The 14873-nt window shown below is 66.8% G+C and carries 12 protein-coding genes; 3 read left to right on the forward strand and 9 right to left on the reverse strand.

Features of this window, described 5'->3' with window-relative positions; genetic code table 11:
* Positions 1–126 precede the first annotated feature (126 nt).
* From VGN62_RS00715 to VGN62_RS00735, 5 genes are all read right to left on the reverse strand, one after another.
* On the reverse strand, positions 127–663 hold the full coding sequence (locus VGN62_RS00715) for a DUF1003 domain-containing protein (RefSeq protein ID WP_327450168.1): 537 nt from the start codon (positions 661–663) through the stop codon (positions 127–129).
* A gap of 7 nt (positions 664–670) precedes the next feature.
* On the reverse strand, positions 671–1372 hold the full coding sequence (locus VGN62_RS00720) for an NnrU family protein (protein WP_327450170.1): 702 nt from the start codon (positions 1370–1372) through the stop codon (positions 671–673).
* Positions 1373–1520: 148 nt separating this feature from the next.
* Positions 1521–2822, reverse strand: a complete 1302-nt coding sequence (locus tag VGN62_RS00725; RefSeq protein ID WP_327450172.1) for an amidohydrolase family protein — start codon at positions 2820–2822, stop codon at positions 1521–1523.
* Positions 2819–4231 carry an amidohydrolase gene (locus VGN62_RS00730; RefSeq protein ID WP_327450174.1) on the reverse strand — a complete coding sequence of 471 codons (1413 nt, stop codon included), beginning with the start codon at positions 4229–4231 and terminating at the stop codon, positions 2819–2821. Before VGN62_RS00730 ends, VGN62_RS00725 begins: the two co-directional genes overlap by 4 nt.
* 3 nt (positions 4232–4234) lie before the next feature.
* Positions 4235–5818: a peptide MFS transporter gene (locus tag VGN62_RS00735; RefSeq protein WP_327450176.1), complete on the reverse strand. Its 1584-nt coding sequence runs from the start codon at positions 5816–5818 to the stop codon at positions 4235–4237.
* 183 nt (positions 5819–6001) lie between these two features.
* Between VGN62_RS00735 and VGN62_RS00740 the strand changes: the two genes are divergently transcribed.
* Together VGN62_RS00740 and VGN62_RS00745 are read left to right on the forward strand one after the other, a co-directional pair.
* Positions 6002–6583, forward strand: a complete 582-nt coding sequence (locus tag VGN62_RS00740) for a nitroreductase (RefSeq protein WP_327450178.1) — start codon at positions 6002–6004, stop codon at positions 6581–6583.
* A gap of 71 nt (positions 6584–6654) precedes the next feature.
* On the forward strand, positions 6655–7002 hold the full coding sequence (locus VGN62_RS00745) for a GntR family transcriptional regulator (protein ID WP_327450180.1): 348 nt from the start codon (positions 6655–6657) through the stop codon (positions 7000–7002).
* Here the strand turns inward: VGN62_RS00745 and VGN62_RS00750 are convergent.
* From VGN62_RS00750 to VGN62_RS00765, 4 genes are read right to left on the reverse strand one after another with little or no spacing between them, the layout of a single operon-like run.
* Positions 6999–8846, reverse strand: a complete 1848-nt coding sequence (locus VGN62_RS00750; protein ID WP_327450182.1) for a tetratricopeptide repeat protein — start codon at positions 8844–8846, stop codon at positions 6999–7001. The two genes, VGN62_RS00745 and VGN62_RS00750, sit on opposite strands and share 4 nt — an antisense overlap.
* Positions 8847–10223 (reverse strand): PEP-CTERM-box response regulator transcription factor, encoded by a 1377-nt coding sequence (prsR, locus tag VGN62_RS00755; RefSeq protein ID WP_327450184.1) that lies wholly within the window; start codon positions 10221–10223, stop codon positions 8847–8849.
* Complete coding sequence (prsK, locus tag VGN62_RS00760; protein WP_327450186.1) at positions 10220–12346, reverse strand: XrtA/PEP-CTERM system histidine kinase PrsK; 2127 nt, start codon at positions 12344–12346, stop codon at positions 10220–10222. The genes prsR and prsK overlap by 4 nt, the downstream gene beginning before the upstream one ends.
* Complete coding sequence (locus VGN62_RS00765) at positions 12325–13713, reverse strand: TIGR03013 family XrtA/PEP-CTERM system glycosyltransferase (protein WP_327450188.1); 1389 nt, start codon at positions 13711–13713, stop codon at positions 12325–12327. The genes prsK and VGN62_RS00765 overlap by 22 nt, the downstream gene beginning before the upstream one ends.
* Before the next feature lie 117 nt (positions 13714–13830).
* Between VGN62_RS00765 and VGN62_RS00770 the strand changes: the two genes are divergently transcribed.
* Positions 13831–14865 carry a mannose-1-phosphate guanylyltransferase gene (locus VGN62_RS00770; protein ID WP_327450190.1) on the forward strand — a complete coding sequence of 345 codons (1035 nt, stop codon included), beginning with the start codon at positions 13831–13833 and terminating at the stop codon, positions 14863–14865.
* The last annotated feature ends 8 nt before the right edge of the window (positions 14866–14873 follow it).

Consider the following 14873-nt stretch of genomic DNA (forward strand, 5'->3'; position numbering starts at 1 on the left):
CCCGCGAAAGCGGGAACCCAGTGTGGAGTAAGCCCACGCGCGCTCTGGGTCCCCGCTTTCGCGGGGATGACGAAAGTGGAGAACATCCGCTCCTCACCCCAAAGCCACCCTCCGTCGTCCGACGAACTAACCCTTCGTATCCATCCGCTCGCACAACGCGTCGACCTTCTCCGCCAACTCATGAATGCGCATCTGGTCCAGCTTCTCATGCAGCCGCATGATCTCCAGTTCGGCGCGCAGGTTGATCTCGTAGTCGACACTCGCGGTCAGCCGGTCCTTCGCCGCCTGCCGGTTCTGGCTCATCATGATGATCGGCGCCTGCACCGCGGCGAGCGTGGAGAGCATCAGGTTGAGGAAGATGAAGGGATAGGGATCGAACGCCAGCCCGAAACGCTGAAGTATCTCCGAATTGAGCAGCATCCAGCCGAGCAGCACCAGCGCAAAGACGATGATGAAGCCCCACGAACCGCCGACCGCCGCAACCCTGTCGGCAAGCCGGTCACCCGTGCTCGCCTGCGCGTCCTCGATATCGGCGGCATCGCGGCTGCTCGGCGCGCGCTGGGCGATCGCCTCGACCACACGCGATTCTTCGGGATCGAGGTCGTCGAAGGCGCGGCCGAGAAGCCGCAGCGACAGGTCATTGAGGTGCGTGCTCGCGTTCATTCCAATCCTATCCCACCCAGCGCCAGATGCCTGCGACCATATATCCGAGCGCGCCGTGCGCCCAGGTCGCGGCAAGCCATAGCATAATCCCGCCGAACAAGGCATGCGGCCGCGGGATGGTATCGGCCCACGGCGCGCCGTTGCCAACCTGCCGCGCGAACGGCACGAAGCTGGTCCGCGCCGCCCAGCCACGCCATGCCTCGCCCATCAGCCGCGCCTTCTTCACATCCTGTCCCGCCGATCCGACGAGCGCGAGGAAGATGATCGTGGCGGACAGGATGATCTGTCCCGGCGTTGGCATCACGATGACATGCGCGGCCGCCCACAGGGTGAAGCCCCACATCATCGGGTGCCGCGTGATCGCAAAGACCCCGCGCGGCGCGGCGGCCGCATCCCGTGCGGCATGCGGCGCGGGCAGTGCGGGATTGCCGATCAGCGATCCCATGAAGAGGATGCTCGCGAACAGCACGAGCAGCGATGCGAGGCCCCACAGCCCGTCGCCGACCGACCATATGGGCGGTTCGGGCGGCATCCCGCGCCACGCCTGCACAACCATGATGAACGTAGCGATCGCGACGACCGAGTAGACGATCTGGAACCCGCGCTCCCCCATCCGCCCCGCAAGCCCGTCCCGAAGCGGATGCGACAGAATGAGATGCGAGCCGACAAACAGGACGCAGGTGGTGATCAAAAGCGATATCGGTTGCACGGCCAATCCCCTCATCGAGCGAATTTCCCGCCGCCGACCGCCCCGATGGCGGACGACTCGCGGCATCGTGCCGGCACCATCCGCTACAAAGGTAACAGTGTCAACATGAGCAGTGAAGCGGGCAGGCGCCGAAGCGCCCGCCCGATCCTTAGCGGTCGTAAGCCTTGGGCAACGCGCCTTCCTGCGGCGCCCGATACCGATCGCGCAGGCGGTCCTGCCGCGTCGTCAGCGACTGCGCCTTGCCGTCGATCCAGATCGCGGTCGGGCGGCTGCCGAGTTCGAGCGGGTCATTGTCCCAGATCACGACGTCACCGACGCGGCCCGGACGCAGCGAACCGATGCTGCCTTCCATGCCGACCGCGCGCGCGGGAACGCTGCTGATCGATGCGAAGGCCTGATCCCACGTCATCCCGCTCGCGCCGGGCACGCGTGCCAAGCCGACAAGGTTGCCGGCATATTGCGTCGCGTAACCCATCTTGTGCGCGTCATCGTCGTCGAACACGCCGACAGACACATCGACGCCAGCAGTCTTGAGCCGTCCCGCGTTCGACTGCGTCGCGCCAAGCTGTTCGAAGTTCGACGGCAGGTCGGTGAGCGGCGAGACGAGCACCGGCACCTTTGCCGCCGCGATCTCGCGCGCGACGAGCCAGCCTTCGGTCACCCCGACGAGCACGAGCTTGAGCGCGGGGAAGTCCTGCCGCAGCTTCAGCACATTGACGATGTCGGCGGCGCGGTCGACGCGCACGAACAGCGGCGTCGTGCCGTCGATCACGCGCACCAGCGCATCGGCGTCGGCGCGCTGGATCATCGCGTCATTGCCCCATTCGGCGAGCGTCGCGGGGTTGCGGGCATAGCTGCGCGCCGCGAGCAATTGTTCACGGAACAACAGGAAGGTCGCCGCGCGGCTCCCCCCCGCCTTGGCCGATCCATCCTCGCCGAACGCGACATATTGGAGCGCGCGCGGGCGCGTCACCATGTCCATGTCGTCGGCAAGGTCGACGACCGCGCCTTGGCCCGCGAACAAATTGCTGCTGCCGCTCGGCGCGACGATCGCGCGCGTCACGCCCGATGCGCGGTTCACCGCGACGGGCGATCCCATCGGATTGAGCGCGGGCGCGATATCGAGACCCGCCGAAAAGCGCGTGCGCGGCGCCGACCGGTCGTTGGTGCCGGTGACGGCGTCGACTTCGGTCAGCCCGACGCGGCTGAACGCCGCGACGATGCCCGGGGTCACATAACGCCCTTGCGCATCGACGCGCTCGACGCCTGCGGGCACCGCAACACCCGCGCCTGCCGCGACGACTTTGCCGCCGCGCACGAAGACGGTGCCGCCGTCGATCGGCGCGCTGCCATCGCCGATGACGAGCTTGGCATTGACGATCGCGATATCCTGCGCAGCGGCGGGAGCTGCAATGATGGCTGCAGCGGAAAGAAGGAGTGCGCGGATCATTTCACGTCTCCTTCGCCCGGCTGGCCGAGTTCGAAATCGCTCACCGGACGCCGTTTCGGATCGTTCGCGTCGAACATCAGCGCGCCATCGATCCAGACCTTTTCCGGGCGCGTATAGGCGCTGAACGGATTGCCGTTCCACAGCACGACGTCGGCCATCTTGCCCGGCTTCAGGCTGCCGGTCTTGTCGGCGATACCCAGCGCCTTCGCCGGGTTATACGACAGCCATGTCCATGCCATCTCGTCGCTGACGTCGATGCCGATGCGGCGCCCCGCGGCGCGCGCCTTCGCGGCTTCCTGGTTGAGCCGCTGGATCTGGTTCGCGTCGTCCGAGTGGACGATGGTGCACGCACCCGCCTTGTAGACGAGCGGGATATTCTCGTTGACGCTGTCATAGGCTTCCATCTTGAAGCCCCACCAGTCGGCCCACATCGCCGAGCAGATGCCTTCCTTCTGAAGGATGTCGGCGATCTTGTACGCTTCGACCGCGTGGTGGAAGGTCGACACCTTATAGCCGAACTCCTTCGACATATCGATGACGAGCGCCATTTCGTCGGCGCGATAGCAATGGTTGTGGACGAGGATTTCACCCGACAGCACACCCGCGAGCGTTTCCATCGCGAGGTCGCGGTCGACGGCTTTCCCGTCGTCCATCTTCTTCTTGTACGCTGCGGCCTTCTGCCAGGTCGCGCGGTTGACCGCGAAATTGCCCATGCGCGTCGAGGGCGCGCGGCCCTTGCCGCCGTAAACGCGCTTCGGATTTTCGCCGCACGCCATTTTCAGGCCATAGGGCGCACCGGGGAATTTCATCCCCTGCACGGTGCGCGAGGGCACATTCTTGAGCGTGATCGAGCGCCCGCCCATCAGGTTCGCGCTCCCCGGCAGGATCTGGAGTGCGGTCACGCCGCCATTCGCCAGCGCGCGGCTGAACCCCGGGTCCTGCGGCCAGACGCTATGCTCCGACCAGACTTCGGGGGTGGTCGGCGAGGTCGCCTCATTACCGTCCGAATGCGCGTCAACGCTGGGCGACGGATAGTCGCCAAGATGGCTGTGGATGTCGATGATGCCGGGGGTCAGGAACTTGCCGGTGCCGTCATAGACCGCGATGTCCGCCGGGATCGGCGTATCGGGACCACCGACGGCCTCGACCTTGCCGTTCGCGAGCAGCACGGTCCCGTTGTCGATCCGCCCACCCTCACCGTCGAAGATGGTGACATTGCGGACCGCCGTGACCTGCCCCGCATAGGGCTTGTAGGTCGACGGATAGGGATCCTTGTTGAACTTCACCGGCTTCTCGGCGCTCGCGGCGGGCTTGTCGCCCGCCGAGGCCGTCTCTCCCTTGCTCGCCGCACAACCGACGAGCGCCAGCGATACCGCAGCCAGCAGGCTGCCCTTCACACCCCGGATCATCGATTACGCCCCTTTGGGTTCGGGATGAACGCCAGCCGCCTGCGGCTCGGCGAGTTCCTTCTGACCAGCCAGATCCTCTGCATCGCGCAGCGAGTCGAGGTGCATCAGCTTCTTGATCAGCGGCGAGACGACGATCACGAGGATGCCGAAGCCGACCGCCCAGAGGCCGATCGTCTGGTAGACGTCGAGCACGAGCGCCTTGCCGGCGCCCTCGCCGCTCGCCTTCTCCGAGCCCGTCGCCGCCGCGATCAGGCCCGCGGCGAAATTGCCCGTCGCCGATGCGAAGAACCAGGTGCCCATGATCAGCGACGCCATATGCGCGGGCGCAAGGCGGTTCATGGCGCTGAGGCCCACCGGCGACAGGCAAAGCTCGCCGGTCGTGTGGAGCAGGTAGATCAGGAAGATGAACAGCACGGGCGTCGCATTTTCCATGCCCGCGGCTTCGGCGCCCCATTTGAGCACGAAGAAACCGAGCCCGAGCTGGAGCATCGCAAGGCCGAACTTGGCGGGCGCCGAAGGTTCCCACCCGCGGCGGCCGAGCCAGGTCCAAAGCGCCGCGAAGAGCGGTGCGAAGAGGACGATGTAACCTGCGTTGAGCGACTGGAAAACCGACGCCGGCACGCCCGCGCGATCGACATAGCGGTCGGCAAAGAGGTTGAGCGACGAGCCTGCCTGTTCGAACAGGGCCCAGAAGAGGATCGAACCGAGGATCAGGAACATCGCGGCGAAGATGCGGTCGCGGTCCTGCGAGGGCAGTTTCACGACGGCGGTGAAGATCACATAGGCGACGAGCAAGGCGCCCGCGACGCCGAGCAAGGTCCCGACCAGCGCCTGGTTCTGCACCATCCACCAGCACACGCCGACGGCGAGGAGGCCGACGATGTAGAGCAGCCATTCGAACTTGATGCCCATCACGGGCGCCGCCAGTTTCGCCGGATCCTCCGGCTCGCCGCGGCCGAGCAACAGGGGCTTGCCCCAGATGAAGACGATCAGGCCGAGCAGCATGCCGAAGCCCGCGGCGCCGAAGCCATAGGACCAGCCATAGACTTCGCCGAGATAGCCGCAGAGCAGCGAACCGAGGAACGCGCCGAGGTTAATCCCCATATAGAAGATCGTGTAGGCACCGTCGCGGCGCACGTCGGTGCGCGGGTAGAGCTGGCCGACGATCACCGAGATGTTCGCCTTCAGGAAGCCCGAGCCGACGATGATGAAGGCAAGCGCAAGCCAGAAGATGTTGAGGCTGGCCGGATCCTGTCCGCCGTCGCCTTCGAACCCCATGATGAAATGGCCGAATGTCAGCAAGATGGCGCCGTAAGTGACCGCTTTTCGCTGCCCCAGCCAGCGGTCGGCGAGATAGCCGCCGAGCACCGGGGTGATGTAGACGAGCGCGGTATAGGCACCGTAAATGACGCCCGATTCCCCGTCCGAAAACAGCCAGTGCTTGGTCAGGTAGAAAATCAGGAGTGCGCGCATCCCATAATAGGAGAATCGCTCCCACATTTCGGCGAAAAACAGGACAAAAAGGCCCTTCGGGTGGCCGAGAAACGTCCCGGCGGCATCCCCGTGCTGGGCATAGGCTTTGGTCATGGCGACCCTTCCCTGGATATGGTTATAGGCCCCGTAAGCGAGGCAGATGGCCGTAACACTAGCGTCAAAATTGCGTATGGGAAGAATCTAATTGCGCGTGAAACCGCTTCGGACGGGCCAAAAACTGTTGCGAACCGTTCGCAACACTTGCACAAAGTGACGCGAAACGCCACATGGCGCACCATGTTCAACGACACCTCCTCGCTCCTCGCCCATCTCGCCACCCGCCGCTCGGGCAAGGCGCGCGACATGATCGCGCCCGGCCCCGATGCCGCACAGCTTCGTGACATCATCGCGCTCGCGCTGCGCACCCCCGACCATGGCAAGCTCGCCCCTTGGCGGATCGTGACGATCGCCGACGGGCAGCGCGACGCCTTCGCCGCGCTGCTGAAAAAAGCATGGGTCGCGGAAAATCCCGGCGCCGCCGGCATGGACCTGTCGGCGCTCGACCAGTTCGCGCATCAGGCCCCCACCCTGCTCGTGCTCGTCTCGACCCCGGTACCCGGCGTCAAGATTCCTGTCTGGGAACAGCAGATGTCTGCGGGTGCGGTCGGTATGAACCTGCTTCACGCCGCGCATGCGCACGGGTTCGTCGCGAGCTGGCTCACCGGTTGGGCGGCGTTCAGCCCCGATGTCGCCGCAGCGTTCGGCGCGGGCGACGGCGACAAAATTGTCGGCTATTTCTTCCTCGGCACCGCGTCGCGGGACCTCGACGAGCGCCCACGCCCCGAATATGATGATGCTGTTCGCGCTTGGGAAATTTAGTTACGCATAGCAGCAACGCTTTGTAACAATCCTAATTTGACTGTGCTGCTGTCTTATGGCATTAAAGCGGCATGCTCGATCAGTCCAAACCCGTGTACCAGCGCCTGCGCGATGTCATCGCGAACGCGATCCTCGATGGCCAGTTCAGCGACGGCGACATGCTGCCTTCAGTGCGCTCGCTCGCCGCGGAGGAAGGCGCCAACCCGCTGACGGTGGCGAAAGCGTACCAGACTTTCCAGGACGAAGGACTGGTCACGGTCAAGCGCGGCGTCGGCATGTTCGTCGCCGAGGGCGCGACCGAACGGCTGCGCGACCTGATGCGCGCCGATTTCCTTGCGAATGTCTGGCCCCCGGTCGCACAGCAGATGGGCCGCATCGGCCTCGACGCGCGCGCGCTGCTCGATCTGACCGAAGCTTAACGCCCGATCTGCGCGGCCTTGTCGCGCAAGTCTGCCGCGGCCTGCCGGTTGCCGCGGTGCGCGAGCAGGCCGGCGTAAAATTCCATGATTGCGGCATTGAGTGGTTGCAGCCGATAGGCGCGATCGATCAACCGCAGCGCGCGCGCATCGTCACCCTTCGCCGCCCACGCCCGCGCGAGTTCGCGCAGGACGACGACATCGCGATCGCCGATCCGGCTGCGGACGCGCTCGAAATGCGCGATCGCATCGTCCCAATGCTCGATATCCATCGCAAGATGCCCCGCCAGCCGGTCGGCGGCGACGCTCGATGGCTGGCTGTCGCGCAGCGCGAGGATCGCCGCGCCCGAGCCGGCAATATCGCCGGCGCGGTATAGCGCATTGGCGAGCCGAAGCGTCGTCCGCTCGCCCGCATCGAGCGCGCGGGCGGCACGATAAGACCGGATGGCGAGGTCGAACTGCCCGCCCGCGAGCGCTGCATCGCCCAGCAGGATATGTGCGTCAGCGACGCCGCGGTTCGCATCGCGAATCCGCGATGCGCGCGCGATGGCGCGGGCGCTGTTTCCGCTCGACAGGTCAGCCGAAATCGCGGGGATCACCGCGGCCGGGTTCAGTGGTTCGGCGTCGGCTGCCATCGTCAACAGCCCGTAATCATTGTCGGCGGCAAAGGGGACGGCTTCGCCCCGCGCGAGTGTCGCCGCGCGCCCCAGATAGTCCGCCGATTCGACCCGGCGCCCCAGTTCGGCGGCGACGCGCGCCGCGAGCAGCAACGACCAGCTGTCGGCGTCGGGGCGCGACACGATGGGTGCCAGCGCTTCCGACGCGCCGTCGGCATCGCCGCCGGCCCAGTCGGCGGCGGCAAGGATCCGGCGAGCGGTGAAATTGTCCGGCTGTTCGGCGATCAGCCGGTCGGCCCAGGTCGCCGCGACCGCCTCGCCGCCCAGCTCGAACTCGACGACCGCGCTCAGCAGCATGAATGACGGCTGTTCGTCGAGTTCGCCGCGCGTGCGCTGCAACAGGCTGCGCGCGAGCCGGTAATTGCCCGCGCGCGCAGCCAGCACCGCTTGCAGATAGTGGATCCGCGGATCGCGCGGGACGATCGTCGCGGCGTGGCGCAGCGCGCTCAGCATGTCGCGATAGCGGCCGAGATCCCCCAGCGTCGCCGCCTGCTCGATCAGCGCGTCGGCATTGTCGGGGTCGGCAGCAAGCGCCTTGTCGTACCAGCCGAGCGAGGCCGGAAGGCCCTCCTCCGTCCGCACCAGATTGGCCTTGAACGCCAGCGCCGGGCTGTTCGCCTTGTCGAGTTCGATCGCATAGTCCGCCGCGTCGCGCGCGCCGCGCGTGTCGGCGTTGGCGTCGCGAAAGCGCGCGACACTGACCCACAGCGCGGCGTTTCGCGGCAGTTCCTGCACCGCACGGTCATAGGCATCGCGCGCCGCGGCCAGATCGCCATTGCCGAGGTGGACGTCGCCCGCGACCCACGCCGCTTCGCCGATCATCTCGGGAATGATCGGTCCGCCGTCGATGGTCTGGAGTGCGCGGGAGCTGTCGCCCTGCATCGCATAGGCGCGCGCGAGCAACGGGCGTAGCGCCGCTTCCTTCGCGCCGGCACCCAGCGCCGCTTTCACCGCCGCTTCGGCGCCGACGCCGTCACCCAGCGCGATCGCGACGCGCGCGAGTTCGACGCGCCGCACGATCGATTGCGGGTCGTCGGCGATCGCGTCCTGCAACGCCGAGCGACGCTGTTCGAGCGCGTGACGCGGCGCCGTAGAGGCCCCTTCGCTGCACGCCCCCAGCAGCAGCGCCGCAACGAGCGGCGCGCCGGCCCAGAAGCGGCGCCAATCCATTCAGGCGTGCATCCGATATTGCTTGAGCAGGTCGTACAGCGTCGGACGGCTGATCCCGAGCAGCTTCGCGGCGGCGGAGATATTGCCCTCGCTCTGCGTCATCGCGCGGCGGATCGCGACGCGGTCGGCGGCTTCGCGCGCGCTGCGCAGGTTGAGCCACGCCTCCTCGCTATCGACACCGTCGCCCGCCATATCGAGATCCTCGCGCATCACCAGCTTGCCGTCGGCCATGATAACGGCGCGCTTGATGCGGTTTTCAAGCTCGCGGACATTGCCCGGCCAGCGCCCCTCGTCGATCGCCTGCAACGCATCGGGTGCAAAGCCGCGCACGCCGGGGTTCATCTCGGGCGCATATTGGTGGAGGAAATGGCGCGCGAGCAGCACTGCATCGCCCGGCCGCTCGGCGAGCGACGGGATTTTCACGACCATCTCGGCGAGGCGGTAATAAAGATCGTCGCGAAAACTCTGATCGGCGATCATCGCGTCGAGGTCGCGGTGCGTCGCGCAGACGATCCGCGTATCGACCGCAATCGCCTTGCGCCCGCCGATGCGCTCGATCGTGCGTTCCTGCAGGAAGCGCAGCAGCTTGACCTGGAGCGGCAGCGGGATGTCGCCGACCTCGTCGAGGAAAAGCGTGCCGCCGTGCGCAAGCTCGATCTTGCCCTCGGTCGTCTTCACCGCACCGGTGAACGCCCCCTTCTCATGCCCGAACAATTCGCTTTCGAGCAGATTTTCGGGGATCGCCGCACAGTTGATCGCGACGAACGCGCCGTCGCGCCGCCCACTCGCCTCGTGCAATCCGCGCGCGAGCAATTCCTTGCCGGTGCCGCTCGCGCCCAGCAGCATCACACTGACATCGAGGTTCGCGACGCGTTCGATCGTGCGTGAGACCTTCTGCATCTCGGGCGCGCCGGTGATCATGCCGCCGAGCACGCGGTTGTCGCCGCTGCCCTGGCTCGCCAGCCGCGCATTCTCGACCTCCAGCTCGCGGACATGGAAGGCGCGGCGCACGATCAGCCCCAGCTCGTCGATATCGATCGGCTTCTGATAGAAATCCCACGCCCCGTTTGCGATTGCCGCCAGTGCGCTCGCGCGCTCGCCGTGGCCCGACACGACGATGACCTTCGTGTCGGGTTTGATCTCGAGGATCGTCTTGAGCGTCCGAAACCCCTCGCGCGTGCCGTCGGGGTCGGGCGGCAGGCCAAGGTCGAGCGTCACCACCTCGGGCTCCTCGGCGCGCAGCAGCTCGATCGCGCTGTCGTGGTCGCCCGCGATCAGCACCGCATAATCCTCATACGCCCATTTGAGCTGCGTCTGCAGGCCCGGGTCGTCTTCGACCACCAGCAGCTTGCGGACAGTCCCCCCACTCTCGCTCATTTCGAAGCCACTTTCATTACCCGTGCGTCGATCCCGGCGTCGCCATGCGCATCGGCGAGCGGCAGCCACAGCGTGAAATCGCTGCCCTTCCCCGGTTCGCTCGCCACCTCGATCGTGCCGCCCATCGCCTGCGCGACCTGCAAGGCTTCAAAGGCGCCGAGACCAAATCCCGATTCCTTCGTCGACACGAACGGCTTGAACAGCTCGTCGCGGATGAAGTCGCGCGTCATGCCGCTGCCCTGGTCGATCACGTCGATACGCACGCGCCCCTGTTCGGCGACCGCAACGACCTGCACCGGCGTCTCGGGTGCCGACGCATCGATCGCGTTGGCGACAAGGTGCTGGACGACCTGCCGGATCGACGCGGCGTCGGCCCATGCCGACAGGCCCGCCTGGCAGCCGACGAAAAGCGAGCGGCGCGGCCGTGCCTCGACAGCAATTTCATTCAGAACCGGTTCGATCAGCGTCCGCCCGGCCTCGGCCGCCGGCCCACGCTCGCGCGGCGACAGGCGGACGAGCAGGTCGCTGAGCCGCCCCGCCGAAATTTTCAGCGTTTCGACCATGTCGGCGCGAAAGTCGGGCTTGTCGGCGTGGCGTTCGGCGTTGCGCGCGAGCAGGCTGAGCTGGCTCGCCAGATTCTTGATGTCGTGCATGATGAAGGCGAAGCGGCGGTTGAACTCGTCGAACCGCCGCGCCTCCGAAAGCGCCTGCTGGCTCTGCGATTCAGCGAGGTAGCTTGCCGCCTGCTGCCCCGCGATGCGCAGCACGTCGAGGTCTTCCCAGTCGAGCGCGCGCGATACCGCGGGCCGGTGCAGCACGACGATCGCGATCATCCGCTGGAAATGCAGCACCGGTACGACGACCCACGCGCGCGTATCGGCGATCAGCCAGTCGGGGATCGCAAGGTCTTCGTTCCCCTGCCCGCGGCGCTCGGCGTCGAGATCGACGATATGGCGCGTCTCCTGAAGCATGAAGGCCGAACGCAGCGACAGCGTCGCGCTGTCCTCGATCCCCGCGGGCCAGTGCCATTGCTCGGCGATACGAAAGCCTCCCGACGCGCCGGGAAGCATCAACAGCGCGCCGGGGCTGCCGGTCAGTTCGGCGAGCGCCTTGGCGACGCGGCGATAGAGGTTGCGGTCATCCTCACCCCCGCCCTGCCCCAGCGTGGCGGTGAAGCGCATCCATTCGGCGCGATAGTCATAGCGGTGCTCGAAGAAATGTTTGGAAATCATCACCGACAGCCACGCGCGCGACCGCGCCGAGGCGAGGAGCAGCCCGCCCGCGCCAAGCGCGACCGCGAGCGAGATCGCTTGCGCCAGTTCGGCATAGTCGCCGCCGAACATCCGCGCGACGGCACCGGTCAGCCCGATCAGCACCAGATAGGCGGCGGCGCCGAGCAGGATCAGCGTGCGCATCGCCGCGGTCCGCGACAGGCGCATCCGCTCGCGCCCGATATCGAGCGCCGCGAGGACATAGGTCGGCAGGGTAAGCAGCGCGACCGCTGGCAGCAGCGCGATCAGCGTCGAGGCCGTCTCGCCGGTCAGCGCGCCGATCAGCTGCGCGTTGAGTTCATACGCCCACAGCATCGCGAAGCCGCCCGCGACCGCCATCACCGGCATCCGCTGACCGGCGCCGGCATGGCGAACCCCGCCGTCGATGATCAGCAGCCCCCCGACCGCGACGATCATGGCGGCAAAGGTCAGCGTCGGCGCCATCCACGGCTCCGCTGCGGCGCCCGCGCGCAGGTGCGCCGCGGTCCCGAGCAACAGCGTCAGCACGCAGATCGTCGCCAGCATCTTCAGGATCAGGCGTAGCGGCCGCGACATCGGCCCGCGCGACGGCCCGAAGGCCGCACCCAGCCAGCCGAGCATCGCGAGGTCGCGCAGCGCCTGTGCGACCAGCGATTGCGACGATCCTGGCGCGAAGACCGCTCCCGCTGCGCACCATAGCGCGGTCGCCGCGGCCGCCGCAATCAGGAGGCGCGGTGCGGGCATCAACGCCGTCATGCGCGCGCGCGGACGCATCAGCAGCCACAGCGCCACGCCGGCAAAACCCGCCAGCGCGAGCCCCGACAATATCTGCGACAGCCCGGCGACCATGGTCAGCGGGCCCCGTCCGGCCACAACACGACGCGCACCGTCTGGAGCAGGATCAACAGGTCGAGGAAGGGCGAATAATTCTTCGCATAATAGAGGTCATATTCGAGCTTCACGCGCGCATCCTCGACCGACGCGCCATAGGGATAATTGATCTGCGCCCACCCGGTCAGGCCGGGTTTCACCATGTGCCGCTCGGCATAATAGGGCAGCTTCTGTTCGAGTTCCTCGACGAAGCTCGGCCGTTCGGGCCGCGGGCCGACAAAGCTCATGTCGCCCTTCAGCACGCACCAGGTCTGCGGCAGTTCGTCGATGCGCAGCTTGCGGATGATACGGCCGACGCGGGTGACGCGCGGGTCGTTCTCGCTCGCCCACACCGCCTTGCCCGCGGCCTCGGCATCGGTGCGCATCGAGCGGATCTTGAAGATGTCGTAGGGCTCGCCGAACAGCCCGACGCGCGGCTGGCGGTAAAAGACCGGCCCGCGGCTGTCGAGGACGACCGCAATCCCTGCGATGACCACCAGCGGCAGGCCGACGATCAGCACGATCAGGCTGGCGAGGATGTCGAACAACCGCTTGCCGACTTTCGAAATCCGCTGCCCCGCCGAGAATCCGTCGGAAAAGATCAATCCGCTGGGGTTCGTCGTCGCAAGGTCGACGCGCCCTGTCTCGCGCTCGATGAAGCTCGCGATATCGTTGACATGCACCCCCGTCGTCTTGACGCGGAGCAGGTCGTTCAGCGGCAGCGCGTTGCGCCGTTCCTCGAGCGCCAGCACCACTTCGCCCGCGCGCAGCATCACGACATGGTCGGACAGATTGTCGATCGCCTCGCGCGGGATCGCCCCAGGCACCGTCTTCTCGTTCGCACTCATGGCGACAAAGCCGACCATTTCGAGCCCGCTTCCCGGCGCGTCGGCCAGCGCCGCGAGGCGCGCGGCGCGCGGCCCGGCGCCGAGCACGAGGATGCGGCGGCGGAACGCCTCGGTCCCCGCCGACTGGGTCAGCGCGAGCCGGATGACGAACAGCGTGCCGATCGCGAAGATCATCGCATAAAGGCTGTTGGCGCGCCACAGCGTCGCGGTCGGCAGCAGGAAGCCGAGCACCGACAGGAAAATCACGCCGAGCGAGATCGCGGCGAGCAGCCGCGCGGTCGCGAAGCGCATCGAACGCAGTCCCTCGTTCCCGTACATGCCCGTCGCCATCATCGCGAGCGAATTGGCGAGCGCAAAGGTCGCGAGAGGCAGCCAGCGTTCGCCCAGCGGGCCCGCGTCGAAACCCGCCTGGTGCGCATAGAGGTGCCACGCGCCCTCCGCCGACGCGAGCAGCGCCAGAAACTCGATCAGCGCCAGCCAGACCACGGCGTGCGGAACATAATGTTTAAAAAGCCGAAACATGGGAACCTTTCGCGCACCCGATACTACAGCCGAGGCGTCAACTGTCGGTTAATTTTACACTTGCCATCGCACCAAGGGGGGATGACCCGCGGCATCCGAGACGATAGACCCGATTTCATGACGTTGATGATCCAGCCCGTAATCCTCTGCGGCGGCGCCGGCACCCGCCTGTGGCCCGAATCGCGCGGCACCCGCGCCAAGCAGTTCCTGCCGTTGACGGGTACGAAAAGCCTGTTCCGGCAAACCGTCGAGCGGACCCCCGCGGGCGCCGATTTCCTGCCGCCGATCGTGCTGTGCGGCGACGGCCATGTCGCGGCGGTACGCGACCAGATGGACACAAGCGAAGCGTCGCTGCTCGTCGAGCCGATGCCGCGCAACACCGCCGCGGCGATCGCGCTCGCGGTCGCGTCCGCCGACGCCGACACGCTGCTGCTCGTGATGCCCAGCGACCATGTGATCGCCGACGTCCCGGCCTTCCACGCCGCGATCGCCAAGGGCGCGCGCCTCGCGCAGCAGGATTGGCTCGTCACCTTCGGCATCACGCCCGACCGCCCCGAAACGGGGTTCGGCTACATCGCCGGCGGCGGGCCGTTGGGCGAATACGGCTTTGCGGTCGACCGTTTCATCGAAAAGCCGCCGCTCGCCGACGCCGAAGCGATGCTTGCAGCGGGCGGGTATAGCTGGAATGCAGGGATATTCCTGTTCCGCGCGGCGCGGATGCGCGATGCGATGCTGACGCACTGCCGCGCGATTTTCGAGGCAGCCGACCGCGCCGTCGCCGCGGGAATGCGCGATGGCGATGCCCTCTACGCCGACGCGATCGAATTCGAACGCGCGCCCTCCGATTCGATCGACTATGCCGTGATGGAAAAGGACGATCGCGTCGCGGTCGTGCCCGCATCGATGGGCTGGTCCGACCTCGGCAGCTGGCACACCCTCCACGCGCTGGGCGAAAAGGACGCCGACGGCAACGTTATCGCCGGCGACGCCTTCCTGCACGACAGCCGCGGCAATCTGGTCCGCGCGGGCGACAAACGCGTGTCGGTCATCGGCATGGAAAATATCGCGGTGATCGTCGACGGCGACGACATATTGGTGATGCCGCTCGACCGGTCGCAGGACGTCCGACTGGCCGCCAAGGCGCGCGAATAGCGCATCCC

Origin of the sequence: Sphingopyxis sp., from assembly GCF_035998905.1 — a bacterium.
Lineage (GTDB): Bacteria > Pseudomonadota > Alphaproteobacteria > Sphingomonadales > Sphingomonadaceae > Sphingopyxis.

Coding starts and splice junctions, on each gene's coding strand:
- VGN62_RS00715 (WP_327450168.1), bottom strand. CDS start 663: ATGAACGCGAGCACGCACCTCAATGACCTGTCGCTGCGGCTTCTCGGC.
- VGN62_RS00725 (WP_327450172.1), bottom strand. CDS start 2,822: ATGATCCGCGCACTCCTTCTTTCCGCTGCAGCCATCATTGCAGCTCCC.
- VGN62_RS00730 (WP_327450174.1), bottom strand. CDS start 4,231: ATGATCCGGGGTGTGAAGGGCAGCCTGCTGGCTGCGGTATCGCTGGCG.
- VGN62_RS00735 (WP_327450176.1), bottom strand. CDS start 5,818: ATGACCAAAGCCTATGCCCAGCACGGGGATGCCGCCGGGACGTTTCTC.
- VGN62_RS00740 (WP_327450178.1), top strand. CDS start 6,002: ATGTTCAACGACACCTCCTCGCTCCTCGCCCATCTCGCCACCCGCCGC.
- VGN62_RS00745 (WP_327450180.1), top strand. CDS start 6,655: ATGCTCGATCAGTCCAAACCCGTGTACCAGCGCCTGCGCGATGTCATC.
- VGN62_RS00750 (WP_327450182.1), bottom strand. CDS start 8,846: ATGGATTGGCGCCGCTTCTGGGCCGGCGCGCCGCTCGTTGCGGCGCTG.
- prsR (WP_327450184.1), bottom strand. CDS start 10,223: ATGAGCGAGAGTGGGGGGACTGTCCGCAAGCTGCTGGTGGTCGAAGAC.
- VGN62_RS00765 (WP_327450188.1), bottom strand. CDS start 13,713: ATGTTTCGGCTTTTTAAACATTATGTTCCGCACGCCGTGGTCTGGCTG.
- VGN62_RS00770 (WP_327450190.1), top strand. CDS start 13,831: ATGACGTTGATGATCCAGCCCGTAATCCTCTGCGGCGGCGCCGGCACC.